This window comes from Candidatus Desulfofervidus auxilii (assembly GCA_030262725.1).
Lineage (GTDB): Bacteria > Desulfobacterota > Desulfofervidia > Desulfofervidales > Desulfofervidaceae > JAJSZS01.
In genome coordinates this window covers 73,254-97,921 of record JAJSZS010000001.1, presented here as the reverse complement: position 1 = coordinate 97,921, position 24,668 = coordinate 73,254, and the positions used below count along the sequence as shown (strand labels likewise).

The following is a 24,668-nucleotide window of genomic DNA, read 5'->3' as shown; positions in this document are numbered from 1 at the left end:
TTTAACATAGAATTAATTGACAGACAATCAGACATCATGTACTAAAAGAAGGAGGTAAAAAATGGTGCCTTTTGTCTGTTTTATTGGACCTAATGGTGTAGGTAAAACTACTATTATAGAAAAATTAGTAGTAAATTTAAAACAAAGAGGTTATAAAGTAGGCGTATTAAAACATGCAGCTAAAGGTTTTTCTTTGGATAAAGAGGGCAAAGACTCTTGGCGATATACTCAAATAGGCACAGATACTGTTATCCTTGCTTCAGAAGAAAAAATTGTTTTAATAAAAAATTTAAAAGATTCTATTATTGAGGAAGCTTATAGACTTTTAAATGATGTAGATATTGTTTTGATTGAAGGGTTAAAAACTAGTAAGTTTCCTAAAATAGAAGTACATAGGAAAGGATACAAATTGTTTTGTGCAAAAGGTGTCATTGCTTTAGTGACAGATGAACCATTAGAATTCAACATTCCTCAATTTAATTTAGAAAATATAAAAGCTATTACTGACTTTATAGAAGAAACCTTTTTAAAAAAATCCAAAAAAGAAGATATAAGACTTCTTGTAAATGGTATATCTATTCCTTTAAATCCATTTTTGCGTAAATTCTTCTCACAGGTAATCAAAGCAATGGTAATCCCTTTAAAAGGTGTGGAAGAAAGTAAATTAAAAAATATTTCTTTAAATATTTTTTATAGAAAGTAAAAATTTTCTTGACAAATTTTTCTATTAATGCTAATTAAGCGATGATTTGTAAAGAAAGGAGGTGAGATGGAAAAGGTAAAAAAAGAATTAAAAATTTAAAAATTCTTTAGAGGAGGGGGAAAATGAGAAAGTGGTTTTTAGGTTTGTTAACTTTAGTGCTGGCAATTGGGTTAGTGATGCCAGCACTAGCTGATGTAAACATCAGTGGTAGTTATAGAATCAGAGGCACTTATTATGATTATGGTGGGACAAGTAAGCGGTATGAATATGACAAAGCCCATCATAGATGGCAAAAGGCAACATATGACGATGCGATGACCTTTTGGGACAATAGATTGCGTCTTGAATTAAGTGCAAAGATTAGTGATAATCTTTCTTTCTTTGCACAGGCTGATACAGGACTAGGTTATAATGGCAGTATGGCTGCAAATCCATTAACACATCAAGACAGCTATGATGGTGTGTTTGGTAATCATTGGGGTAATATAGAAAATGGTGAAGCGGAGGATAGAGGAGGCGACCACATTGTTTTTCAGCGTGCTTATTTCACTTATATTGAGCCTATTTTAGGTGGTGAATTTAAGGTAGGTCGTCAATGGACATTTTGGGGCAAAGGATTGATTAAGTCCATGAATGAGAATAGGATTCAGTATGTATATCGGCAACCAAAATTTTTTGTAGGTGTTGGTTTTGAAAAGTGGGAGGAAGACGATATTCTTTTAGATAAGGATGACCTTAATGAATACTCTATATTTGGTAGTGTAGAATTACCTTTAGACATTGCTACAATTACATATTCACCCTATTTTGGTGCAAGGGTATATAGTGGAAATGGTGGAGATGAGTATTTCATTAGCAATGCTTTAAAAATTGTAGCCCTTGAGAAACTTATTGCAAATGTTGAATTTGTTTATATGTGGGGTCACATTAGGGAAAATGGAACTGGATATGAAGAACATGCAGATGTAGATGCCTATGCAGTAGCTTGTGACTTAAGCTATGATTTGGATCTTGCTAAAGTAGGTCTTGAATTTGCTTATCTTTCTGGTGAAACTCCTAAAGAAACTGAAAAAAGTGGTTTTCATACCTCCTACTGGTATTCACCTTTTGTAATCTATGGACACCTTCCCATTGGTCCACAGCTTATGGCACCAGATGGTGTTAATTATTGGGATGGTAACACAGAACATGAAATTACCCATCATGAGCTCTCAAACTGCTATTTCTTTAAGCTCTTTGCTAGTGCTGAGCCAATTGAAAATCTAGAAGTCTCTACTGCCTTTGGTTATATCTGGGCTGCTGTGGATCGGTTAGATGCAAATGGAAATTATATCAATGGTGCAGATGACATTGGATTTGAATGGGATGTAGTTGCATCTTATAAGATTACTGACAATCTCCATTATCATCTTGAATTTGGTTACCTCCAAGTAGGTGATTATTATGATGCATATGATGCTGATGGTAATAAAGTTGCAAAAGCTTCTGATGCTGTTGCTTTAATTAATGCGATCCAAATTAACTTCTAGTTAAAATTTGATTTTAAAGCCCCTGAGATAATATCTCAGGGGCTTTTTTATTTGCATCCTTTAAAAGTAAATGTTATAAGGGTGTAAATGTCTTATAAGAAGATATATCAGGATTTAGTTAAAAAAGCTTTAGAACTTTCTAAAGTATATTATCAAAATAGGCTTGTTAGTTTTGTTATATTTGGTTCTGTGGCAAGGGATAGTTTTAGACCAGACTCTGATATTGATATTTTGATTGTAGCTGAAAAATTGCCTAAAGGTAGAGTGAAAAGAGTAGAAGAATTTGAGAAAAATATAGAAAGAAAATTAGAATTTGAATTAAAGGCATTGTATAAAAAAGGTGTATATCCTTATTTTTCGCCTATTTTTAAAACAAAGGAAGAAGTTTTAAGAGGCAGTTGGCTTTTTTTGGACATGGTTTTTGATGCAAAAATACTTTATGATAAAGATGATTTTTTTAAAAATTTTCTTTTTTCTTTAAAAGAAAAGCTTAAAAAAATTGGAGCAAAACGCATTTTTAAAGGCAATGCATGGTATTGGGTATTAAAACCAGATTATAAAGTAGGCGATATAATAGATATATGACCAATGTAAGTTTAGCTCAAAGCTATTTAATAAAGGCTCAAAAAAGATTAAAAATACTTCAGGTGCTTTTAGAAGAGGAAGATTATTCAGATGTAATTAGAGAAGCACAAGAAATCGTTGAATTGGCACAAAAAGCAATGTTAAGACAAGTTGGAATAGATCCTCCTAAATGGCATGATGTTGGAATGATAATCCTTGATAATAAAGAGAAGTTTCCTAAAGAAATACAACCTATTCTTTCAGAGCTTGCTCAAATTTCAAAATGGTTAAGAAAAGAAAGAGAGCTTTCCTTTTATGGTGATATTGATTTTATACCTACTGAAGAATATACAAAAGAAGATGCATTAAGAGCCATTGAAGGGGCTAAAAAAATAGTTGAAGTTGCCTCAAAAATTATCAAGATAAAAGATTAATTCTCAAATATTCTTGTCTGTAAGATAAAAATGATTAACATATAAATATGTCAGAGAAAAAGTTTGAATATAAAGAGCCACTTAAGGGGGAAAGGTTTATTTTTACCCTCCTTCCATTAGATTCTCTTGAAGTTATTTCTCATCAAAGAAAGCCATCTCAATATCATGTAAAACACCTTTTACAATCTTTAAGAAAGATTGGATTCACTGTCCCGATTATGGTAGTTGAGGGAGATAAAAAAGGAAAATATGTAATCATTGACGGACAACATAGATTTTTAGCAGCAAAAGAATTAGAACTTGAAAAAATACCAGCTATTATTGTTCCAAAAAAGATGGCAAAATTGATGATGAATTTTAATATTGAAAAGGAACTTAATATTAGAGAAAAATCCTATGTTGCTCTTCAAGTTTATGAAGAAATTTTACAAAAAGAACCTGAAATGGCAGAAAATGATCCAGAAATAATTGATGCCATTGAACAAGGCTATTATGTTACTTTAGGTATTGCCTATAAAAATACAGAAAAACTTGCTGGTTCTTCTTTTGAAAGTATTTTAAAAAAATGTGATTTATTCTTGGACTTACCACTAAAAGAAGCATTTAGAGAAAGGAATAAAAGGGCAGAAAAAATTTTAGAAGCAAATCAAATTTTAAAAGACATTGTACAAAAGGCTAAGGAAATGGGAAAATTTCATCCATTTCTTTACAATCAAATTTTATCCTATGCCAATCCTCATAAGAGAGAAAGAGATATCTTTGATTTTAATGAAACATTTGATCAAATAATAGAAACTTTAAGAGAGATTGAAGAAAATCCTGAATTTATTTTAGAAAGAGAAGAATAAATTTATGCTTGCTTTATTAAAAGGCATGTGGTAAAAGCAAAGTATGAGATGTCCAAAATGTGGATTTCATTCTTTTGATTTTTTAGATGCATGTCCAAAATGTGGTCAGGATTGGAAAGAGCTAAAAGAACAATTTGGTATAACTGCTTTTAAACCTCAAGAGATAAATCTACTTGAAGATCTTTTAGAAAAGGTAGCCTCTCAAGAAAGCACAACAGAAGAAACTATATCTCCCCCTCCAGTTGAACCTCCTTTAGAAACTACATTTACTCCTGAACCTGAACCTTTAACAAGAACAAAAGCTGAAGAAACACCACCTGAAGAGGCAGAAATAGTTGAAATGGAACTTGAACCAGAAATAGAAGAAAGTTTATTTGCAGAAAGAGAGAAAACATCAGAAACAGGCTCTTTTTTACCTCCAGAAGCAGATACAATATTTGCTGAATTAGAAAAGGCACAGGAAGAGTTAAAAGAGATGGAAAGTGCTGAAGAAGAAATTAAAAAAGAAGCAAAAGAAGAAATGCCTGAGGAAAAAATAGAAGGAATTGAAATATTAGAAGAAGTAGAAGGGTCTTCTTCTGAAGAAGAAATTGAGGTTTTGGAAGATATAGATAAGTCTTAATCTGGTAAATGAATAATCTCTGTTCCTTTAGGTGTTTGAAATATAAAGAATTTGTCTTCTAGATTTGGGTTAAAAAATATACTAACAAATTGAAATTTGTTTTTATTACCATAAAAATCTTTTGTTTCAACTTGTTTTATTTCAAAATTATCTTTTTTTATCCAAATTTGAGCTTCTTTTAAAGAAGGTATTAATTGATAAGGAATTAAAGTCAGAATAAAAAATTTATCTTTTTCTTCATAATCAATCTTAAAAAATTTTTTTAAATTTTTAATATTTAAGAATAATGACAAAAGCAAACGTTTATCCATATAAGTTTTTAATTTGCCTATCATTACCTGTTTTTCTTCTGCATCATAAAACCAGATGTTTTCTCCATCACTGATAATTTGATATATTGATGGTTTATAATAATCCCAACGGATTTTGCTTGGTCGTTTTAGATACATTATTCCCTCAAATTCTTTTATCTTTATTGGACCAGCAGTAACAACTTGTGTTTTTTGAATAAATTCAGCCTTAATGCTTTCCAAACTTCTACATCTTATTTGCAACTTTTCTAAAATAAAATTTACATCTAAGGCATAAACAGTATTTATCGTTCCAAAAAGAAAAAATAATAGAAGATTTCTCATTCTTTTATTCCCTTTATTAATACTTGCCTAGGACGTATACCATCAGATGGACTAACAATCCCTTCCTTTTCCATACGCTCAATTAATCTAGCTGCTCTATTATAACCAATGCGTAAATGGCGCTGTACCATAGAAATAGATGCCTTTCCTGTTTTTACAACTAATTCTACAGCTTCACGATATTTTTCATCATCAAAATCATCTTCTATTCTATATGTCTCTATTTCTTCTGAAAATGCAGGAATATATTCAGGTTTTGCTTGTGTTTTCCAAAAATTTACCAAAGAATTAATTTCTTCTTCAGAAATATAGGCACCATGCAAACGCTGAAGTTTTGCAGTAGCTGGAGGAAGAAAAAGCATATCTCCCATACCAAGCAATCTCTCTGCTCCAGTAGCATCTAAAATAGTTCTTGAATCTACTTTAGAAGAGACTTGAAATGAAATACGAGCAGGAAAATTTGCTTTTATAACACCAGTAATAACATCTACTGAGGGTCTTTGAGTAGCAAGGATAAGATGTACACCTGCTGCCCTAGACATTTGAGCTAAACGAACTAAGGAAGTTTGAACCTCTCTAGCAGCCACTACCATTAAATCTGCTAATTCATCTATGACAATTACAAGATAGGGCAAGTGAGGATATATTTCCTTTTGTTCTGAAGGAAGAGAAAGGCGTTTTTTATTATAATTTTCTAAATTTCTAGCTCCAATCCTTGCTAAAAGGTCATATCTTCTTTCCATCTCCCTTACTGCCCATTTTAATGCCTGTGTAGCTTCTTCCATATCAGTAATTACTGGATAGAGTAAATGAGGAATATCATTATAGTAAGAAAGCTCAATACGCTTGGGATCAACTAAAAGGAGTTTTAATTCATCTGGTGTACAACGGACTAAAAAACCACAAAGAAGTGCATTTAAACATACACTTTTTCCTGTTCCTGTAGCACCTGCAATAAGAAGATGAGGCATTTTAGTCAAATCAGCTACTACAGGTTCACCAAAAATATCTTTACCTAGTGCAAGAATGAGTTTACCTTGTGCTTTTTTAAAGGCTGTTGATGAAAGAATATCATAAAGACGTACTATCTCTCTTTCAGCATTTGGCACTTCAATACCAACCACAGCCTTACCAGGAATAGGAGCAACTACCCTTATACTCCCTGCTTTTAAATTGAGTGCAAGGTCGTCAGCTAAAGAAGCAATTTGGCTAATTTTTACTCCAGGAGCAGGTTCAAATTCATACATAGTAACTACAGGACCAGAATTAACTCGCACCACTTTTCCTTCTACTCCAAAGTCTCTTAAAGTTTCTTCAAGTAAACGAGCTGTTGTCTCAAAATAGGTATTATCTATTTGTTTCCTTTTTTCGCCAGGGATAAATATTTCTAAAGAAGGAAATTGCCAACCTTTTTCAGAAACTATTATTTCTTTTTGAGGTTTATGTGAAGGTTTTGTTTTAACCTTTTTTTCTTGATTAATCTTTAAAGAAAAGGCTTGTTTAAACCAAATAGATATTTTTTCAAAACCATAAGATGCTTTTTCTCCTATAAGAAACAAACCAATAAAAAAAAGACCCATTTCTATTAACCATGCTGACCAAGCTGGAAAATAAGATATTAAATATTTATGGCAGAAGCTACCAAATTTTCCTCCAGAAGAAAAGACAAAATCTAATATAGTAGAAGATGCCACTAATAAACAAAAAATACCTATTAATGTTGTAAATATGTGAAAAATAGAGTTTTTTCTCCAAGCATTAATACCTAGATAAAAAAAACCAATAATTAAAAACCAAATTGATTCACCAAATATATTTTTTAATTTAAAACCAAAAGTTGAATTGACTAAGATAAAGCATAAAAATAAACTAATTATGACAAGAAATAAAGCAAATATCTTTCTTTTCATATCACAAAAAATACCATGCTTATAAAGCCTTGTCAAAGGTAATATAGCAATGTATGTTAATTATATGCGTATTTTAAAATATTTCATTATTATAATAGCTTCTTTTATTATTCTTGCCTTTCTTGGTATTCTTGGATATGGTACTTATTTGTTTTTTTCTTTGCCAGATATAAAACACTTAGAAGATTATCAACCCCCTTTAACAACAGTAGTTTATGCTGATAATGGCGAAGTATTAGGGGAATTTTTTACTGAAAGACGTTATTTTGTCTCACTTGACCAAATACCTCCTTATCTTATTAAAGCCTTTATTGCAGCAGAAGATGAGCGTTTTTATGAACATAAAGGACTTGATTGGTTGGGAATGTTAAGAGCCCTTATTACTGATATAAAAGCAATGGCTATTGTACAAGGAGGAAGCACTATTACACAACAAACAGTAAAATCTCTTTTACTTTCACATGAGCGCACCATTTCCCGTAAAGCAAGAGAAATTATGTTGGCATACCTTTTAGAAAAGCGCCTTAGTAAAGATGAAATTTTAACTATTTATTTAAATCAAATCTATTTTGGACATGGTGCTTATGGTGTAGAAGCAGCTGCTAGAACATATTTTGGCAAACATGTATGGGAATTGAATTTAGCAGAAGCAGCTTTAATTGCTGGACTTCCCAAAGGGCCTGGTTATTATTCACCATATAAAAATTTATCCAAAGCTAAAGCAAGACAACATTATGTTTTAAATAGAATGGTTACTTGTGGTTATATTTCAAAAGAAGAAGCAGAAATAGCATATAATATGCCTCTTAAATTAAAAAGGATAAATTATTCTTATCCTGCATGTGCTTATTTTCTTGAATATATACGGCAATATCTTATAAAAAAATATGGATATAAACTTACTTATCAAGGTGGTCTTTCTGTCTATACTACTGCCAACATTGATATGCATGAATTTGCTCAAAAGGCTTTATTAAGGGGAATTGAAGAACTCAAAAAAAGACATCTGGATGAAAAAGGAAATCCAGAAGGAGCATTATTATGTCTAGAAACCAATACTGGTTTTATAAAAGTTATGATTGGGGGGAAAGATTTTAAAAAAAGTCAATTTAATCGTGCTGTTCAAGCATGTCGCCAACCTGGCTCTGCTTTTAAACCTATTATCTACGCTGCTGCTTTGGATAAAGGCTATACACCTGCATCAATTATATATGATTATCCAATTATTTTTGTAGAAGAAAATGAAAAAGATAAAAGTATAAAGGTTTGGCGTCCTCATAATTATGAGGGGCGATTTTATGGAAAAACATCCTTAAGAGAAGCCCTTGTCCATTCTCGAAATACAGTTACTGTAAGACTACTTAATAATATTGGAATAAAATATGCTATTAGTTATGCAAGACGATTAGGTATTACTTCTCCTCTTAATCCTGACCTTTCTCTGGCTTTAGGAAGCAATTGTGTATCTTTACTTGAACTTACCACTGCTTATGCTGTATTTGCTAATCAAGGGCAATATTTAAGACCTATAGCTATTACTAAAATAATAGATTCAAAGGGTGATATATTAGAAGAAAATTTACCTCAACCACAACCTGTAATATCTGCAGATACTGCTTATATTATTACAAATATCCTTGCAGATGTTATAAAAAAAGGTACAGGTAGAAGAGTAAGAAGATTCAAAAGACCTGCAGCTGGAAAGACAGGTACTACTAATGATTATACTGATGCATGGTTTATTGGCTATACTCCTTATTATGTCACTGGTGTTTGGATAGGTTATGACACTTTAAAAAGCTTAGGAGAACATGAAACAGGCGGGAGGGCAGCTGCTCCAATTTGGCTCTATTTTATGAAAGAAGTAGAAAAGGAATTACCTATAAAGCCATTTTCTATACCACCAAATGTAACTTTTGCTAAAATAGGCTCTCATATAGAATGCTTTCGTAAGGGCAACTTGCCTAATTTAAAAGAAAAAAAGGATATACTTGAGATAATTTATAAAGAATGCGATTTTTAAACATACTGATTGAATTTATTAATGAATTGGGTAATTTTACCTTTTTTTTCTTTAAAATAATAAGAAATGTATTTTCTTCTCCTTTTAGATGGAGACTTTTATTACAAGAGATGGAATTCGTAGGTATTCAATCCTTTTTTGTAATCCTTGTAACTGGAGCTTTTGCAGGTATGGTAGTAGCTTTGGGTAGTTATGTTGGATTTCGGAAATTGGGTGCAGTGGATTGGTTGGGTTCAACTGTAGCTATGGCTGTTGTAGCTCAACTTGCTCCAGTACTTACAGGTTTTATGGTAACTGCAAAGGTAGGAGCTGCCTATGCTGCTGAATTGGGCACTATGCGAGTTACTGAACAAATAGATGCATTAGAAGTTATGGCAATAGACCCAATACATTATCTTGTAGTACCTAAATTTTTGGCCTGCATTGTAATGTTACCTGTTTTAACAATATTTTGCGATGCATCTGGAGTATTAATGGGCTATGTAGCTTCTACAAAGATTTTAGGTGTTAATGCAGGAAGCTATATTGAAAATACTATCCAAGTAGTAGAATTTTCTGATATCTTAAGGGGATTATTAAGAGCAATGACATTTGGTTTTCTTATACCAGCAATTGCTTGTTATAAAGGCTTTTATGCAGAAAAAGGAGCAAAAGGTGTAGGTAATGCTGTTACAAAAACAGTAGTGATTTCTATGGTTACTATTTTAATTGATAATTATGTATTTACTACTATATTTAATTATTTGGTGTTTTGGGAATAGGAGGATGAAATGAAAAATTTTACATTAAGTTTTAAAGTAGGATTGTTTGTATTAGCATCTTTGTTGGTCTTAGGTTATATGACAATAAAGATTACTAAACACAAAAAGCTTATATTTATGAAGGGTTATGAAGTTTTGGCAATTTTTGATGATGTTAGTGGATTAAAACTTAACAACGCAGTGGTTATGGCAGGCGTTGATATAGGAACTGTAAAAAGAATTTCCTTAGAAAATGGAAAAGCAAAGGTAGTAATGTTAATTAAACCTAATGTAAAAATCAGTAAAGATGCAAAGGCAAAAGTGCGTGGAACAGGTGTTGTAGGTACAAAATATGTAGAAATTATTCAAGGAGAATCTGATAAGTATATCAAGCCAGGAGGAAAAATTCTTGATACTTCTCCAGTAACAAATATTGATCAAGTTTTAGAAAAGATAGATAAGGTTACTGAACAGATTAATGACTATTTAAGTACAGAAAAGGAAACTTTGAAAAAGATTACTAAAAATATAGAAAAAGCAACAGCTCATATGGCAGAAATTTCTAAAAAAATAAGAAAAGGAGAAGGAACAGTAGGTAAGCTTGTTAATGATGATGCACTTTATAGTGATATAAAAGATATTGCACAAAGGTTTAACGAAATTATAGCAAAAATAGAAAAAGGACAAGGGACATTTGGTAAACTTATTAATGATGAAACCCTTTATCAAGAGGCAAAAGAAACAGTAAGTGATTTAAAAACATTACTAGCAGATATCAAAGAAGGTAAAGGAACATTGGGTAAATTATGTAAAGATGAAAATATGTATGAACAGGCAAAGGAAGCTATTGAGCGTTTAAATCGTATTGTAAAAAAAGTTGAAGCAGGAGAAGGCACATTGGGGAAGCTTGTTAATGATGAAAGTCTTTATGAAGAAGTTAAAGAAACATTAAGAAATGTTAGAGAAACCTCCACTGTAGTAAGAGAACAAACACCTATTTCAGTATTAGGTACAGCTATTGGTGTCGCTAAGTAGAATGAAATATATTTTTTTATGTTTTATTATCATTTTACCCAAACAAGTCTTTTCTGAAACAAATAATATTTATTTTGAACCATTTTTTTCTTATGTTCATGAACCTGAAAGCACAGAACTTATTTTGCGTCCATTTTTCTCTTACCAAAAAACAAAAAATTTTTTTTCTTTAGATATCTTTTATCCTTTAATCAGATATAGAAAGAGCGAAAGAAGAAAACACCTTTCTGTTTTTCCATTAATAGAAAAAAGCAATAATTATAATGAATTTTTTCTCATTTTTTGGGGTAAAACAGAAAATGGAGAAAAATATGGAGGTATTTTCCCAATTTATGGACAGTTTAAACATCGATTTGGCAAGAAAAAAATCCTCTTCTTTCTTTGGCCCATATATACTTATTCTCAGGAAGAAGATTTTAAAACTTATCGCTTTCTTTTTCCTTTCTTTACCATTCATCGAGGAGAAAGAAGAAGTGCATTTAAATTTTTGCCTTTTTTTGGTTATGATTTTAAAAAGAAAGAATTTAAAAAATATTATTTTTTATGGCCTATTTTTATCTATCAAAAAACTAAATTGAATTCTTCAGAACCTAAAACATATTTCTCCATTTTTCCTTTTTATATCTCAGAAAAAACACCGCTAAGTCATTCTTATACATTTTTATGGCCTTTTTTCAAATTTTATCGTTATAAAGATTATCGTCATTATGATTGTCCTTGGCCTTTTATAGGTTGGACAAAAAGTGATAAATTTTTTGCCTTAAACATTTTACCTCTTTTTCGATATGAAAAAGGAGAGGACATTAAGAGACTTTATTTAGCTTATCCTTTTTATAAAAGACAGATAGAGTATGAAAAAAACAAAAAAATTATTACTGATTATTTTATTTTTGTTAATAGATATGAACGCCATTATACTAAAGGCAAAATAATATTAAAACTTATTAAATTTTGGCCTATTTTTTATTATAAATCAGAAAAAAATAAAATGAAAACTTATTTCCCTGCCATATTGCCTGTAGAAGAACCAGGATTTGAAAGAAATCTTGCTCCACTTTTACGACTATATTATTCTGAAAGAATTCAAAAAAGCATCTATACTTGTTTATTCTGGGGTATTTATCAACATAAAAAAGGAAAAGAAAAAGAATTTTATCAATTTTTTCCTCTTTTCAAATGGGAAAAACAGAAAAATAAACAATGTTTTTCGTTATTTTTAGGTATGATTCAAATAATCAAATCAGAAGAAAAAAAATACTTAAAATTATTTTATTTTTTAAAATTTTAACACCGCAAAATAACACTTATCTTCTCTGGAGGAGAGAGACAATGAAAACATCTAATTTCTGTAAAAAGTGCATTTATTCGGAATTTTTTTAAAAATCTCTCTTCTAAATAACGACAGTATTTTGAAGCTAACCAATAACAATCATAATATCTTTGTCGTTGTTGTGATGTTATCTCTTTTAATGGAAGAAAATCGCCAAAAATTTTTTGTCGAAGCTGAATAAGATTTTCTCTATTTAAAGTCATAAAAAGAAAACTTAACAAATATTTATCTATTTCTCCTAAAAGCTCTAACTCAAGTTGTGTTGTTTTACGTTCTATTTCAAAAAACCAAAGAAAATGACAAAAATGGCTTATTTCTTCAGCAATAGTGCAAAATTTTTGCAAATTTCCCCATGAAAGTGGTTTTTCTAATCCATCAAATAATCTTTCATGTAAATAAAGAGAAAGACTTACACCATCATCTTCCTCATAAATAAATAATGCCCCTTTTTTCTTTAAAAAAGAAGCATCAATAAAATTTTTTTCTATCAAGATTTTTAAAATTTGCTGATTTATAAGATAATCTTTAGCCCTGGCTGGAAATCGAATACCATATATGTCTTCAAGAGCTTGTTGGAGTTCATCAATTATCATTATTGTAATTTAGTAAAATCAATATTTAAAGGATAAATTCCACATTTCCTCAATTTTTTTTCCTCTCTTTGGCTATGAGTACGCAGCCATTTCTCATATACTTGCAATAAATCACTTCTTCTTTGAATAGCCTTTTCACTAACCTCCGCCAATACATCCACAAGTATAGGAAATTTCTCACCCAATTCACGATAAACATCAACTAAGGTCTTCTCTCTCATATCTACTAAAATACTAGCCAGATCCAAGTATGCTTTACTCCCCAAAGTAATAAAATAATCTATACTTACAAGTTTTCGTTTGAAGCTTTCAGAGAAAAATCCAGACATAAAAAGACTATAATCAGCTATATGCTTTAAAGCCTTTATACGACGTGTGATATCATAAAATTTACTTTCTAAAAATACTTGAGCAATGGTTTTATAACGTAAATCTTCTGCACCTATATAAACTCTTTCAGTACGGAAAAAAACAGTAAGAAGATTAACTATATAAAATGCGGTCAATTCATTTACTTTTACCTGCAATTCAGAGATAGCTTTTTCAACAGCATTTTTAAAATATTCCATTAAAGAAGTTTTAACAAGCATATTTTTATTTTATGGAAATTTTACATTTATTTCAATATAAAACAAAAAAGCCCCCTTAAAGGGGGCTTTTTATGTTTTTAAATTTTTTATTTATTCTGAAATGCTTGCTGGAGGAATACTTTCAATTAAGCCAGCTTGATGAGCTACCTTTAGCCGCATTATTGCTCTTCTTAAGGCAGCTTCTGCTCTAGCTATATCTATATTTTCTCTTTGACGCAATCTTCTCAATGCCCTTTCTCTTGCTCGCATAGCCCTTTCAACATCTATTTCACGAGCCAATTCTGCTGCTTCTGTTAAAATTGTCACTTTATTTTCAAATACTTCACAAATACCCCCAACAATTGATATATATTCAGTTTTACCATCTTTTTTATACCGCCCAGGCCCTATCTCCAACAAGCACAAAAAAGGTGCATGACCTGGCAAAACGCCAAATTCTCCTTCTTTAGCTGTAGCCACTACCATATCAACTTCTTCTCTTAACACTAATCTATCTGGAGTAATTATTTCTAAAAGAAGTTTTCCTGCCATTTTATACCCCTTTAAGCAGCTGCCAATTTCTTAGCCTTTTCTACAGCTTCTTCAATTGGGCCTACCATATAAAAAGCCTGCTCTGGTAAATCATCATGTCTTCCTTCAAGAATTTCCTTAAATCCTTTAATTGTTTCCTCAATCTTCACATAAACACCTGGACGACCAGTAAATTGTTCAGCCACATGGAATGGCTGAGAAAGAAATCTTTGAATTTTTCTTGCTCTAGCAACAGTAAGCTTATCTTCTTCAGAAAGTTCTTCCATACCAAGAATTGCAATAATATCTTGCAAATCTTTATACTTCTGCAATACTCTTTGAACTTCACGAGCTACTGTATAGTGTTCTACTCCTAAAACATGTGGGTCTAAAATCTTAGAAGTAGAATCAAGAGGATCAACAGCAGGATAAATTCCTAACTCAGCAATTTGCCTTGAAAGAACAACTGTTCCATCTAAATGAGAGAATGTTGTTGCAGGCCCTGGATCAGTAAGGTCATCTGCTGGAACATACACACACTGCACAGATGTAATAGAGCCTTTAGTGGTAGTTGTAATACGTTCTTCTAATCTACCTAAGTCTTCAGCCAATGTTGGCTGATAACCTACTGCTGAAGGCATTCTGCCTAATAGAGCTGAAACTTCTGAACAAGCTTGAATAAATCGATAGATATTATCAATAAAGAAAAGCACATCCATTCCTTGATCTCTAAAATATTCTGCAATACTCATAGCTGTATGTGCTATCCTTGCCCTAGCCCCTGGAGGCTCTGTCATCTGACCATAAACTAAAGCTGCCTTTTCAATAACTCCTGAACTTTTTACTTCAAGATAAAGGTCATTTCCCTCTCTTGTTCTTTCTCCTGCACCACAAAATACAGAAATACCACCATGCTCCAAAGCAACATTATGCATCATTTCAAGCATAACAACTGTCTTACCTACCCCTGCCCCACCAAACATTGCCATCTTACCACCACGAGGGAAAGGTACTAACAAATCAACTACTTTTAAGCCTGTTTCTAAAAGCTTAATTGTAACTTCCTGTTCTACCAATGCTGGAGCACCTCTATGAAGAGGATAATATTCCTTTGCCTGAATAGGCCCCATACCATCCACAGGCTTTCCAACCACATTAATAACACGCCCTAATACTTCCTTTCCTACAGGCACCATAATAGGATTACCTGTGTCCTTTACAGGCATACCACGTCTAAGCCCATCTGTATAATCCATAGCAATACAACGTACTACATTATCCCCCAAATGTTGTACTACCTCTAATACTAAATTATCTTCTGTATCATCTATAGTTGGATTTGTTACAGTTAAAGCAGTAAGCAATTTGGGAACCTTTCCTTCTTCAAATCTAACATCTACTACATTTCCAATAACTTGAACAATTTTACCAATATTCATATTTTAAACCTCCCATTATTTTTTTCTTTATCCACCCCTGCCCCGGAGGGCTTCTGCACCACCAACAATATCCATCAATTCTTTAGTAATACTTGCTTGCCTTGCCTTATTATAAACTAATGTTAATTGTTGTACCATCTCTCTACAATTGTTTGTTGCATTATCCATAGCCCTCATTCTAGAAGCATGTTCTGAAACCTCATTTTCTAAAATGCGGCTATATAATTGTATGTTAATGTTTTTAGGTAAAATTTCTTGCAATATTTCAACTGCTTTAGGTTCATAAATATATTCTACTTCAACAGCTTTTTCTGAAACACCCTCCGGAACAATGGGTAAAAGCCTTTCTATCGTAGGCTCTTGTTTTATCATACTAACAAATTTAGCATAAAGTAAATATATTTCATCTACTTCGCCTGAAAGAAAAGAAGTTGATAATTCACGTGCCATTCTAACAACAAATGTATAATCTACTTTACCAACTACATCTTCATAAGTCTTTTTCACAATATCACGATAGTATCTGTTAAAAAAGCTTACCCCACGACGTCCAAAAACTGTTAAAATAATATTTTGCCCTTTTTCTCTAACTTCTTTAATAAATTTTTCTGCTCTTGCAATTAAATTCGCATTAAAAGCTCCACATAAACCTCTATCTGCTGTTAATATTACTAAATGGATAGACTTTATTTCTTCTCTTTTTTGCAAAAGAGGAAAAGCACCCTCTTCAAGCCCACTAATAGCTGCTAATCTACTGATCACTTCTTGATATTTGCTGGCATAAACCCTAAAACCTTCCATCCGCAATTGCACTTTCCGCAATTTTGCTGCTGCCACCATATTCATTGCACGTGTAATCTGTTCTGTCTTTTTAACCGCCTGTATCTTTCTTCTTATATCTCTTAAGGCTGGCATTTATCCCTCCTTAAGAGAGACCTTTAGCTCTCTTAAACTCAGCATTAAATTCTGTTATAGCTTTCTTCATTAATTCATCTGTTTCTTTGTCTATTTCTTTTTTCTCACGAATATTCTTAAAAATTTGTGGATATTTTGACTCTACAAATTTGTAAAGTTCTTCTTCATATTCTCTTAATACTTCTACTGGAAACTCATCCAAATATCCTCTAACACCTGCATAGATAATTGTTACTTGCTTTTCAACTGGTAATGGCTGATATTGAGGCTGTTTTAAAATTTCTACTAATCTAGCACCTCTTTCTAATTGTCTTTGTGTTGCTTTATCCAATTCACTTCCAAATTGTGCAAAAGCAGCTAATTCTCTATATTGTGCTAAATCCAAACGCAAACTACCAGCTACCTGTTTCATAGCCTTAATTTGAGCAGCACCTCCAACTCTTGATACTGAAAGACCAACATTAATTGCTGGACGAATACCAGCAAAGAAAAGACCTGGTTCTAAATAAACCTGTCCATCCGTAATAGAAATAACATTTGTTGGGATATAAGCAGATACGTCACCTTGTTGAGTTTCTATAACAGGCAGAGCAGTTAAAGAACCTGCACCTTTTTCATCACTTAATTTAGCAGCACGCTCTAATAAACGAGAATGATTAAAGAAAATATCTCCTGGATAAGCCTCACGACCAGGTGGTCTTCTTAATAGAAGGGAAACTTGACGATATGCCCATGCCTGTTTTGTTAAATCATCATAAAGGATTAAAGCATGTCTTCCTGTATCTCTAAAATATTCACCAATTGCACAACCAGAATATGGAGCAATATATTGCAATGTAGCTGGATCACTAGCAGTAGCAGAAACTACAGTAGTATATTCCATTGCTCCATATTTACGAAGTGTATCTATAATCATAGCTACTGTAGCTCTTTTTTGACCAATAGCTACATAAATACAATAAACATCTGTTTCTTTTTGAGCTAAAATCGCATCTATAAGTATTGCAGTTTTTCCAATCTGACGGTCACCAATAATTAATTCACGTTGCCCCCTTCCAATAGGTGTCATAGCATCAATAGCCTTAAGCCCTGTATAACAAGGCTCACAAACAGGCTGTCTGTCAACTACTCCAGGTGCTTTCATTTCAATACGGCGGTATTCTTTAGCTTCAATTGGGCCTTTACCATCTAAAGGTCTACCTACTGGATCAATTACACGTCCAAGAACTGCTTCACCAACAGGAATCTGAGCAATCCTACCAGTACGTTTAACAATATCTCCCTCTTTAATATGTGTATCATCACCCATAATAGCTATACCAACATTATCTTCTTCAAGATTTAAAGCAATCCCATAAATTCCACCAGGAAATTCAATCAATTCCATAGATTCACAGTTTTCCAAACCATAAACACGTGCAATTCCATCACCAACAGAAATTACAATACCAGTTTCACTAACATCAATTTCTTTTTCAAAACCTTTAATTTGTTGTTTAATAATTTGGCTAATTTCTTCTGCTCTTATCTGCATCTTTATACCTCACCTCTCTTTAAATTTTCTTTTAAAATATTTAATTGTGTTCTTATACTACCATCATAAATAATATCTCCTATTTTTGTTATAATACCACCAATTAAACTTGGATCTTCTTTTACTTCCAAAACCACTTCTTTTTTCCCTGTAAATTCTTTTAATCTTTCTTTAATCCTTTCCACCATTTCTTCAGAAAGTGGTACTGCTGAAATTATTTCTGCTCGACAAATTCCTCTATATTCATCTAAAAGATTATTATAATATTCATAAATATCTTGAAGTGCTGCCAATCTCTTTTTATCAAAAAGTAAAAGAATAAATCGTTTCATTATTTCAGATAAATTCATCTTTTCTAAAAGAGTATCTAATACCTGACGCTGTAATGTTCTTTCAACAAGAGGTGTAATCAAATAAAATTTTATTTCTTTATCTCCCTCTAAAAAGTCATTAAATGTCTTTAACTCTTCAGCATATTTTTCTGCTTGCCCATCTTCAACACCTACTTTAAAAAGAGCTGTTGCATAACGCCGAGCAATGCCTTTGCCAATCAAAGTTACCCTCCTATTTTAGATAAATATTCTTCAATAAGTTTTTTCTGATCTTCAGGTTTAAAATTCTTTCTTATAATCTCTTCAGCCATTTTAGTAGCCATCTCTGCCACTTCTGCTCTCAAATGTTCCTTTGCCGCTTTAGCCTCATGTTCAGCTGTTCGTTTAGCTGCTTCTTTAATCTGTTGCGCCATTTTTTCTGCAGTTTCTAAAATTTTTTGTTTTTCTGATTCTCCTAAAGAAATAAATTCTTGAATAATTTTTTCTTTCTCTTTATCTAATTGAGCCAATTTTGCTTCATATTCCAAATATTTCTGATGAGCTGCTTGTTTTGCCCTTTCCAATTCATCCAAAGTTTTCTTAATTTCTTCCTCTCTTGCTCTTAACGACTTACTTACAGGTTTAGCTGCCGCTAAATAAATAATTACAACAAAAATGGCAAAATTAACAGCCCTTTTAAGTAAATCTATTAATTGACTTTTACCATAATGATGTTCAGCATGTGGATGCTCTTCATGTGCTTCATGGGTTTCATGGACAGCATGAGTTTCATGCTCTGTTACACAATACCCTACAAAAGCCATTCCTGTTAAAAAAATCAAACTGATAAAAATAATTGAAATTATTTTTAAACTATTCATAATTTACTGGCCTCCCTAAAATCTTCTGTGCTATATCTGCAGAAATGGCTTTTATTTCACCTTTTAATCTTTCTCTTGCCTCTTGCATATCTTTACTAACCTCAGCTTTTACTTTCTCTAAATATTCCTCCATTTCTTTCCTAATTTTATCTAACAGACTTTTTTCTTCCTGATGAGCTGCTTTCACAATACTTTCTCTTTGAGCCATACCATTTTTTCTAGCCTCTTCAAGGGCTATTTCAAACTCCTTTAACTTCTTCTCACTCTCCGCTTCTAAACGAGATATTTCTTCTTGATCTTTTTCAAATCTTTGTTTTCTCTGACGTATAGCTTCTCGAATTGGTTTATAAAGAAGAGCATTTAAAATAAAAATAAGAATAACAAAATTTACCAAATGAATTAAACATGACTTATCAACACTTACACTAATCACAGCTCTACCCCTTCCTTAGAATTAATCTGTGTTCTTTTACAACATTTTAAAATATTTGTCAAAGGTTTTTTTTAAAAAATTTTAATTATTTAACTCTCTTGCTTATTTTGTTTCCTTGTGTTAATTTCCCTGTCAGTATTAAAAATTGGAGGTAGAGATGGAAATAAGGGAAAAAATTTTGCAGATGGCAAAAGCATCTAAAAAAGCAGCTGAAATATTAGCAAGAGCTAATACAAATATAAAAAATGCTGTTTTAGAAGAAATTGCTCAAGGATTAAAAACCAATATGTCTAATTTATTAGAAGCTAATGCCAAAGACATAAGCTTTGCAAAAGAAAAAGGACTTTCTAAAGCAATGATTGATCGTCTTACACTTAATGAAAAAAGAATAGAAGGTATGATTAACAATTTAAAAGAGGTTATTGCTCTCCCTGATCCAGTAGGTAATATTGTTAAAATGTGGCAACGTCCAAATGGATTAAAAGTAGGGAAAATGCGTATTCCTTTAGGTGTGATTGCTATGGTATATGAAGCTCGGCCTGATGCAACAATTGAAGCAGCGGCTTTATGTCTAAAAGCAGGTAATACTGTTATTTTAAGAGGTGGTTCTGAAGCTATTAATTCAAATTTGTGTTTAGGTAAAATTATGAGTGATGCTTTAAAAAAATTAGGTTTACCAGAAGCGGCAATTCAAGTTGTTCCTATTACTGATAGAGAAGCTATTTTAGTATTACTTGAAATGGAAAATTATATCGATTTAATTATTCCACGTGGAGGAGAAGGACTTATTAGATTTGTGACAGAACATGCTAAGATACCTGTGCTTAAACATTATAAAGGAGTATGTCATGTATATGTAGATGATAAAGCTGATTTGAAAAAAGCAGAAGAGATTTGTTTTAATGCTAAAGTACAAAGACCTGGTGTATGTAATGCAATGGAAACTATGCTTGTACATGAAAGTATAGCAGAGAAGTTTTTACCAGTAATGTTAAAACGTTTTTCTGAAGCAGGAGTAGAGATTCGAGGATGTCCCAAAACTTGTACTATTTTCCCTTCAGCAAAACCTGCTAAAGAAGAAGATTGGCCAGCTGAATATTTAGATTTAATTTTAGCAGTAAAAGTAGTAACAAGCATGGAAGAAGCTATAGCGCACATTTCCCGTTATGGTTCAAATCATACTGAAGCTATTATTACTGAAGATTACGCTAGGGCTTGGGAATTTTTAGAAAGAGTGGATGCATCAGTAGTATTGGTAAATGCTTCTACTAGATTTAATGATGGTAATCAACTTGGGCTTGGAGCAGAAATTGGAATTAGTACTTCAAAACTTCATGCCTATGGGCCAATGGGGCTTGAAGAATTGACAACAACTAAATTTATTGTATTTGGACAGGGACAGATAAGAACTTAAAGTGAAGTTAGGAATTTTTGGGGGTACTTTTAATCCTATTCATGTTGGACACCTGCGAGCAGCAGAAGAAGTTAGAGAAAAATTAAATTTGGATAAAATTTTATTTATACCTGCTAGTATACCACCCCATCGACCTTTAACAGAATTGGTAGATTTTTCTCACCGATATGAGATGGTAAAGAAAGCTATTGCAAATAATCCTTATTTTTTTGTTTCAGATATAGAAGGAAAAAGGGCAGGAAAGTCTTATACAGTAGATACTTTAGAAATCCTTATTAGTGAAAAAAAAGATATTGAAATGTTTTTTATTATTGGTCTAGATGCCTTTTTAGGTATTAAAACTTGGAAAACACCAGAGAAGCTCTTTCAGCTTACTCATTTTATTGTTATCCCACGTAAAGCTCCTAAAAAATATATGATAGAAACCTTAAACTATTTTTTTTCTAAGATTAAAATAGAAAAAAATTGCTTTTACCTTCCTACAGGAAAGATTGTATATTATTGTCCAATATCTTCTTTAAATATTTCAGCAACTCACATCAGACGTTTAATTCGGGAGAAAAAATCTATTCGTTACCTTGTTCCTAGCAGCGTAGAGGAGTATATTTATGCTTATGGACTTTATCGAGGGAGAAATGAAAAATGTGATTAGTTTAAAAGCAGCTCTTTCAAAAAAGGCTACTGAAATTGTTTTGCTTGATTTGCGTGGTCTTTCTAATATTGCTGATTATTTTATGATTATGAGTGCTAATTCAGATAGGCATAGTCAAGCTATTGCTGAAGAAATTTTGAAAAAAATGGAGGAAAAAGGACATAAACCATTAGGTATAGAAGGTTTTGCTCAAGGTCATTGGGTGCTTTTAGACTTTGATGAATTAGTTATTCATATTTTCTTTGAACCTGTAAGAAAATATTATGACCTTGAAGGTCTTTGGGTAGATGCTCCGAGAATAAACTGGGAAGAAAGATATAATTTAAAAGAGGATTTATAATGGGACCTGTTGTTCTTATTATTTTAGATGGTTGGGGGTTAAATCCTAAAAAAAAAGGAAATGCTGTAGCTCTTGCCAATACACCTGTGATGGATTATTTAATGGCTACTTACCCTTGGACAACACTTAAAGCACATGGTGAAGCAGTAGGTCTACCAGAAGGAGTAATGGGCAATTCTGAAGTAGGTCACCTTAATTTAGGGGCTGGAAGAATTGTTTATCAGGATGTTACTCGTATTAGTAAAGCTATTAAAGATGGCAATTTTTTTAAAAATAAGATTTTGTTAGAAGCTATGGCAAGGGCAAAAGGAAAAAAACTTCATCTTTTAGGACTTGTTTCTGATGGGCAAGTACATAGTTCGTTAGATCATCTTTATGCTCTATGCAAATTGGCAAAAGAAAAAGGGGTAAATCAAGTATTTATTCATGCTTTCACAGACGGTAGAGACACTCCACCGAAAAGTGCTTTAAAATATATTGAAGATGTAGAGGAAAATATTAAGAATATAGGAGTAGGGAAAATTGCTACTGTTTCAGGGCGTTATTATGCTATGGATAGAGATAATCGTTGGGAAAGAATAAAATTGGCTTATGAAGCAATAGTATTAGGAAAAGGATTTTTAGCAAAAAGTGCTATAGAAGCAGTAAAAAATGCATATGAGCGTGGAGAAACAGATGAATTTATAAAACCAACAGTAATTATTTCAGATAATAAGGAACCAATAGCTACTATTGATGATAATGATGTAGTGATTGTTTTTAATTTTAGAGCAGATCGAGTAAGAGAAATCACTCGTGCTTTAACTTCTAAAGATTTTTCTTATTTCCCGCGACAAAAATGGCCATTTTTAAATTATTTTGTCTGTATGACAGAATATGATATTAAATTTAATTTACCTGTTGCTTTTCCACCTGAGAATTTGAAGAATATTTTGGGAGAAGTTATTAGCCAGCAGGGATGGAAACAATTAAGAATTGCTGAAACAGAAAAATATGCTCATGTTACATATTTTTTCAATGGAGGTAAGGAAAAACCCTTCCCAGGAGAAGAACGTTGTCTTATCCCTTCACCAAAAGAAGTACCTACTTATGATTTAAAGCCAGAGATGAGTGCACCTGAAGTAACGGTTGAATTCATTAAACGTTTAAAAACAAAAAAATATCAATTCATTGTATTAAATTTTGCTAATGGAGATATGGTAGGACATACAGGAGTTTTAGAAGCAGCTATTAAGGCTTGTGAAACAGTAGATAAATGTCTTGGAGAAATTCTTAATGAAATAAAAAGACAAAATGGTATTGCTTTTGTTACAGCAGATCATGGAAATGCTGAAGAAATGATAGATGATGAAACTGGACAGCCACATACTGCTCATACATTAAATCCTGTACCTTTTATTATTGTAAAGGATCCTGTTCCAAAAATAAAATTAAAATCAGGCATCTTAGGAGATGTTGCTCCAACCATCCTCCATTTAATCGGTTGTTCAATCCCACAAGAAATGACTGGAAGGTGTTTAGTAGTTGATTAAAATAAACAATTCTGCTAGCATTTCTTAGAAAGAAAAAGGAGAAAAAGATGATTTTAGATTATATAGTAGGATGGTTTTCAGATGATTTGGCTTTGGATTTAGGTACTGCTAACACACTTGTTTATGTAAAAGGGAAAGGCATTGTTTTAAATGAACCTTCAGTAGTAGCTGTAAAAAAGGATAATCGAGGCAATAATAAAGTATTAGCTGTGGGTAAAGAAGCTAAATCTATGTTAGGAAAAACACCAGGTAATATTTTGGCTATAAGACCTTTAAAGGATGGAGTTATTGCTGATTTTGAAGTAGCACAAGAAATGCTTCGTTTTTTTATTCGTAAAGTGCATAATCGGCGTAGTCTTATTCGCCCACGAGTTGTAATTGCCATTCCATCAGGAATTACAGAAGTAGAAAAACGAGCAGTTAAGGAAGCTGCTGAATTGGCTGGTGCAAGAGAGGTATATTTAGTAGAAGAACCAATGGCTGCAGCTATTGGAGCTGGATTACCTATTACTGAACCAAAAGCCAATATGGTAGTAGATATTGGTGGTGGTACAACAGAAGTAGCTGTAATTTCATTAGCAGGGGTTGTTTATAGTAAATCTGTTAGAGTAGCTGGAAATAAAATGGATGAAGCTATTGTTCAATATGTCAAGCATAAATATAATCTGCTTATTGGAGAACATACTGCTGAACAAGTAAAGATTAATATTGGCACAGCATTTCCAGAGGATGAAGAAAGAACAATAGAAATAAAAGGGAGAAATCTTATTAGTGGTATACCGCATACTTTAACTATTAGTTCTAGTGAAGTGAGGTCAGCTATACAAGAGCAAATTGAAATTATTGTAAGTGTTGTAAAAGATGCTTTAGAACAAACACCTCCTCAATTAGCAGCAGATATTGTGGATCAGGGAATTATGCTTACTGGAGGTGGTGCATTATTAAGAGGTATGGATAAATTATTACGGGAAAAAACACAATTGCCTGTCTTTATTGCTGAAGACCCTCTTTCTACTGTTGTTTTGGGTGCAGGAAAAGCTTTAGAAAATATTGATATCTTAAGGGAAGTTGCAATTACATAAAATTTTTTCTTTTATCTTAAAAAGAAAAAAAGGAATAGGTCTTTTTTTTCTTTTTTTTGTATTGTTTAT

General features: G+C 32.1%; 26 protein-coding genes. 15 read left to right on the top strand and 11 right to left on the bottom strand.

Features of this window, described 5'->3' with window-relative positions:
- Window positions 1-61 precede the first annotated feature (61 nt).
- From mobB to LWW95_00510, 6 genes are all read left to right on the top strand, one after another.
- Window positions 62-703: a molybdopterin-guanine dinucleotide biosynthesis protein B gene (gene mobB, locus LWW95_00535; GenBank protein ID MDL1955529.1), complete on the top strand. Its 642-nt coding sequence runs from the start codon at window positions 62-64 to the stop codon at window positions 701-703.
- A gap of 122 nt (window positions 704-825) precedes the next feature.
- Window positions 826-2,232: a hypothetical protein gene (locus tag LWW95_00530; GenBank protein MDL1955528.1), complete on the top strand. Its 1,407-nt coding sequence runs from the start codon at window positions 826-828 to the stop codon at window positions 2,230-2,232.
- 87 nt (window positions 2,233-2,319) lie between these two features.
- Complete coding sequence (locus tag LWW95_00525; protein MDL1955527.1) at window positions 2,320-2,817, top strand: nucleotidyltransferase domain-containing protein; 498 nt, start codon at window positions 2,320-2,322, stop codon at window positions 2,815-2,817.
- Window positions 2,814-3,230 carry a HEPN domain-containing protein gene (locus tag LWW95_00520; GenBank protein MDL1955526.1) on the top strand — a complete coding sequence of 139 codons (417 nt, stop codon included), beginning with the start codon at window positions 2,814-2,816 and terminating at the stop codon, window positions 3,228-3,230. Before LWW95_00525 ends, LWW95_00520 begins: the two co-directional genes overlap by 4 nt.
- A 47-nt stretch (window positions 3,231-3,277) precedes the next feature.
- A complete protein-coding gene (locus LWW95_00515) occupies window positions 3,278-4,078 on the top strand; it encodes a ParB/RepB/Spo0J family partition protein (protein MDL1955525.1) in 801 nt (266 codons plus the stop codon).
- 43 nt (window positions 4,079-4,121) lie between these two features.
- On the top strand, window positions 4,122-4,700 hold the full coding sequence (locus LWW95_00510; GenBank protein MDL1955524.1) for a hypothetical protein: 579 nt from the start codon (window positions 4,122-4,124) through the stop codon (window positions 4,698-4,700).
- Here the strand turns inward: LWW95_00510 and lolA are convergent.
- Window positions 4,697-5,335 carry an outer membrane lipoprotein chaperone LolA gene (gene lolA / locus LWW95_00505; protein MDL1955523.1) on the bottom strand — a complete coding sequence of 213 codons (639 nt, stop codon included), beginning with the start codon at window positions 5,333-5,335 and terminating at the stop codon, window positions 4,697-4,699. The two genes, LWW95_00510 and lolA, sit on opposite strands and share 4 nt — an antisense overlap.
- The gene (locus LWW95_00500) at window positions 5,332-7,245 is read right to left on the bottom strand and encodes a DNA translocase FtsK (GenBank protein ID MDL1955522.1); all 1,914 of its coding nucleotides are present in this window, start codon (window positions 7,243-7,245) and stop codon (window positions 5,332-5,334) included. Before LWW95_00500 ends, lolA begins: the two co-directional genes overlap by 4 nt.
- A 64-nt stretch (window positions 7,246-7,309) precedes the next feature.
- On the opposite strand from LWW95_00500, the gene LWW95_00495 reads away from it, so the two are divergent.
- Genes LWW95_00495 through LWW95_00480 form a run of 4 tightly spaced genes read left to right on the top strand, consistent with a single transcriptional unit; the run spans window position 7,310 to window position 12,331 of the window.
- Window positions 7,310-9,268: a PBP1A family penicillin-binding protein gene (locus LWW95_00495; GenBank protein ID MDL1955521.1), complete on the top strand. Its 1,959-nt coding sequence runs from the start codon at window positions 7,310-7,312 to the stop codon at window positions 9,266-9,268.
- A complete protein-coding gene (locus tag LWW95_00490) occupies window positions 9,256-10,029 on the top strand; it encodes an ABC transporter permease (protein MDL1955520.1) in 774 nt (257 codons plus the stop codon). Before LWW95_00495 ends, LWW95_00490 begins: the two co-directional genes overlap by 13 nt.
- A 9-nt stretch (window positions 10,030-10,038) precedes the next feature.
- Entirely contained in the window at window positions 10,039-11,043 is a 1,005-nt protein-coding gene (locus LWW95_00485) for an MlaD family protein (GenBank protein MDL1955519.1), read from the top strand.
- Between the two features lies 1 nt (window position 11,044).
- Complete coding sequence (locus LWW95_00480) at window positions 11,045-12,331, top strand: hypothetical protein (GenBank protein MDL1955518.1); 1,287 nt, start codon at window positions 11,045-11,047, stop codon at window positions 12,329-12,331.
- Here the strand turns inward: LWW95_00480 and LWW95_00475 are convergent.
- The 9 genes from LWW95_00475 to LWW95_00435 all read right to left on the bottom strand — a co-directional run bounded on the left by LWW95_00475 (window position 12,328) and on the right by LWW95_00435 (window position 19,579).
- Window positions 12,328-12,966, bottom strand: a complete 639-nt coding sequence (locus tag LWW95_00475; protein MDL1955517.1) for a hypothetical protein — start codon at window positions 12,964-12,966, stop codon at window positions 12,328-12,330. The genes LWW95_00480 and LWW95_00475 overlap by 4 nt on opposite strands.
- Window positions 12,966-13,556 (bottom strand): hypothetical protein, encoded by a 591-nt coding sequence (locus LWW95_00470; GenBank protein MDL1955516.1) that lies wholly within the window; start codon window positions 13,554-13,556, stop codon window positions 12,966-12,968. The genes LWW95_00475 and LWW95_00470 overlap by 1 nt, the downstream gene beginning before the upstream one ends.
- A 90-nt stretch (window positions 13,557-13,646) precedes the next feature.
- Window positions 13,647-14,087: a F0F1 ATP synthase subunit epsilon gene (locus tag LWW95_00465; GenBank protein MDL1955515.1), complete on the bottom strand. Its 441-nt coding sequence runs from the start codon at window positions 14,085-14,087 to the stop codon at window positions 13,647-13,649.
- Between the two features lie 11 nt (window positions 14,088-14,098).
- On the bottom strand, window positions 14,099-15,505 hold the full coding sequence (gene atpD / locus LWW95_00460) for a F0F1 ATP synthase subunit beta (protein ID MDL1955514.1): 1,407 nt from the start codon (window positions 15,503-15,505) through the stop codon (window positions 14,099-14,101).
- Between the two features lie 27 nt (window positions 15,506-15,532).
- Window positions 15,533-16,420, bottom strand: a complete 888-nt coding sequence (gene atpG / locus LWW95_00455; GenBank protein MDL1955513.1) for an ATP synthase F1 subunit gamma — start codon at window positions 16,418-16,420, stop codon at window positions 15,533-15,535.
- 10 nt (window positions 16,421-16,430) lie between these two features.
- Window positions 16,431-17,954, bottom strand: a complete 1,524-nt coding sequence (atpA, locus tag LWW95_00450; protein ID MDL1955512.1) for a F0F1 ATP synthase subunit alpha — start codon at window positions 17,952-17,954, stop codon at window positions 16,431-16,433.
- 2 nt (window positions 17,955-17,956) lie between these two features.
- A complete protein-coding gene (locus tag LWW95_00445; GenBank protein ID MDL1955511.1) occupies window positions 17,957-18,508 on the bottom strand; it encodes a F0F1 ATP synthase subunit delta in 552 nt (183 codons plus the stop codon).
- A 2-nt stretch (window positions 18,509-18,510) separates the two neighbouring features.
- Entirely contained in the window at window positions 18,511-19,146 is a 636-nt protein-coding gene (locus LWW95_00440; protein MDL1955510.1) for an ATP synthase F0 subunit B, read from the bottom strand.
- A complete protein-coding gene (locus LWW95_00435; GenBank protein ID MDL1955509.1) occupies window positions 19,139-19,579 on the bottom strand; it encodes an ATP synthase F0 subunit B in 441 nt (146 codons plus the stop codon). The genes LWW95_00440 and LWW95_00435 overlap by 8 nt, the downstream gene beginning before the upstream one ends.
- Before the next feature lie 157 nt (window positions 19,580-19,736).
- On the opposite strand from LWW95_00435, the gene LWW95_00430 reads away from it, so the two are divergent.
- From LWW95_00430 to LWW95_00410, 5 genes are read left to right on the top strand one after another with little or no spacing between them, the layout of a single operon-like run.
- Entirely contained in the window at window positions 19,737-20,993 is a 1,257-nt protein-coding gene (locus LWW95_00430; protein ID MDL1955508.1) for a glutamate-5-semialdehyde dehydrogenase, read from the top strand.
- Between the two features lies 1 nt (window position 20,994).
- Window positions 20,995-21,645 carry a nicotinate-nucleotide adenylyltransferase gene (gene nadD / locus LWW95_00425; GenBank protein ID MDL1955507.1) on the top strand — a complete coding sequence of 217 codons (651 nt, stop codon included), beginning with the start codon at window positions 20,995-20,997 and terminating at the stop codon, window positions 21,643-21,645.
- Window positions 21,629-21,985 carry a ribosome silencing factor gene (gene rsfS / locus LWW95_00420; protein ID MDL1955506.1) on the top strand — a complete coding sequence of 119 codons (357 nt, stop codon included), beginning with the start codon at window positions 21,629-21,631 and terminating at the stop codon, window positions 21,983-21,985. Before nadD ends, rsfS begins: the two co-directional genes overlap by 17 nt.
- Window positions 21,985-23,517, top strand: coding sequence for a 2,3-bisphosphoglycerate-independent phosphoglycerate mutase (gpmI, locus tag LWW95_00415; GenBank protein MDL1955505.1), 1,533 nt, complete (start codon window positions 21,985-21,987; stop codon window positions 23,515-23,517). Before rsfS ends, gpmI begins: the two co-directional genes overlap by 1 nt.
- A gap of 47 nt (window positions 23,518-23,564) precedes the next feature.
- On the top strand, window positions 23,565-24,599 hold the full coding sequence (locus LWW95_00410; protein MDL1955504.1) for a rod shape-determining protein: 1,035 nt from the start codon (window positions 23,565-23,567) through the stop codon (window positions 24,597-24,599).
- The last annotated feature ends 69 nt before the right edge of the window (window positions 24,600-24,668 follow it).

What these genes read in the sequence shown, in the direction of transcription:
- LWW95_00520 (MDL1955526.1), top strand. Translation starts at nt 2,814, where the DNA reads ATGACCAATGTAAGTTTAGCTCAAAGCTATTTAATAAAGGCTCAAAAA.
- atpD (MDL1955514.1), bottom strand. Translation starts at nt 15,505, where the DNA reads ATGAATATTGGTAAAATTGTTCAAGTTATTGGAAATGTAGTAGATGTT.
- LWW95_00515 (MDL1955525.1), top strand. Translation starts at nt 3,278, where the DNA reads ATGTCAGAGAAAAAGTTTGAATATAAAGAGCCACTTAAGGGGGAAAGG.
- LWW95_00470 (MDL1955516.1), bottom strand. Translation starts at nt 13,556, where the DNA reads ATGCTTGTTAAAACTTCTTTAATGGAATATTTTAAAAATGCTGTTGAA.
- LWW95_00465 (MDL1955515.1), bottom strand. Translation starts at nt 14,087, where the DNA reads ATGGCAGGAAAACTTCTTTTAGAAATAATTACTCCAGATAGATTAGTG.
- rsfS (MDL1955506.1), top strand. Translation starts at nt 21,629, where the DNA reads ATGAAAAATGTGATTAGTTTAAAAGCAGCTCTTTCAAAAAAGGCTACT.
- LWW95_00475 (MDL1955517.1), bottom strand. Translation starts at nt 12,966, where the DNA reads ATGATAATTGATGAACTCCAACAAGCTCTTGAAGACATATATGGTATT.
- LWW95_00440 (MDL1955510.1), bottom strand. Translation starts at nt 19,146, where the DNA reads ATGAATAGTTTAAAAATAATTTCAATTATTTTTATCAGTTTGATTTTT.
- atpG (MDL1955513.1), bottom strand. Translation starts at nt 16,420, where the DNA reads ATGCCAGCCTTAAGAGATATAAGAAGAAAGATACAGGCGGTTAAAAAG.
- LWW95_00430 (MDL1955508.1), top strand. Translation starts at nt 19,737, where the DNA reads ATGGAAATAAGGGAAAAAATTTTGCAGATGGCAAAAGCATCTAAAAAA.
- LWW95_00490 (MDL1955520.1), top strand. Translation starts at nt 9,256, where the DNA reads ATGCGATTTTTAAACATACTGATTGAATTTATTAATGAATTGGGTAAT.
- LWW95_00410 (MDL1955504.1), top strand. Translation starts at nt 23,565, where the DNA reads ATGATTTTAGATTATATAGTAGGATGGTTTTCAGATGATTTGGCTTTG.
- LWW95_00495 (MDL1955521.1), top strand. Translation starts at nt 7,310, where the DNA reads ATGCGTATTTTAAAATATTTCATTATTATAATAGCTTCTTTTATTATT.
- atpA (MDL1955512.1), bottom strand. Translation starts at nt 17,954, where the DNA reads ATGCAGATAAGAGCAGAAGAAATTAGCCAAATTATTAAACAACAAATT.
- LWW95_00485 (MDL1955519.1), top strand. Translation starts at nt 10,039, where the DNA reads ATGAAAAATTTTACATTAAGTTTTAAAGTAGGATTGTTTGTATTAGCA.
- LWW95_00525 (MDL1955527.1), top strand. Translation starts at nt 2,320, where the DNA reads ATGTCTTATAAGAAGATATATCAGGATTTAGTTAAAAAAGCTTTAGAA.
- gpmI (MDL1955505.1), top strand. Translation starts at nt 21,985, where the DNA reads ATGGGACCTGTTGTTCTTATTATTTTAGATGGTTGGGGGTTAAATCCT.
- mobB (MDL1955529.1), top strand. Translation starts at nt 62, where the DNA reads ATGGTGCCTTTTGTCTGTTTTATTGGACCTAATGGTGTAGGTAAAACT.
- LWW95_00480 (MDL1955518.1), top strand. Translation starts at nt 11,045, where the DNA reads ATGAAATATATTTTTTTATGTTTTATTATCATTTTACCCAAACAAGTC.
- LWW95_00530 (MDL1955528.1), top strand. Translation starts at nt 826, where the DNA reads ATGAGAAAGTGGTTTTTAGGTTTGTTAACTTTAGTGCTGGCAATTGGG.
- LWW95_00510 (MDL1955524.1), top strand. Translation starts at nt 4,122, where the DNA reads ATGAGATGTCCAAAATGTGGATTTCATTCTTTTGATTTTTTAGATGCA.
- LWW95_00500 (MDL1955522.1), bottom strand. Translation starts at nt 7,245, where the DNA reads ATGAAAAGAAAGATATTTGCTTTATTTCTTGTCATAATTAGTTTATTT.
- lolA (MDL1955523.1), bottom strand. Translation starts at nt 5,335, where the DNA reads ATGAGAAATCTTCTATTATTTTTTCTTTTTGGAACGATAAATACTGTT.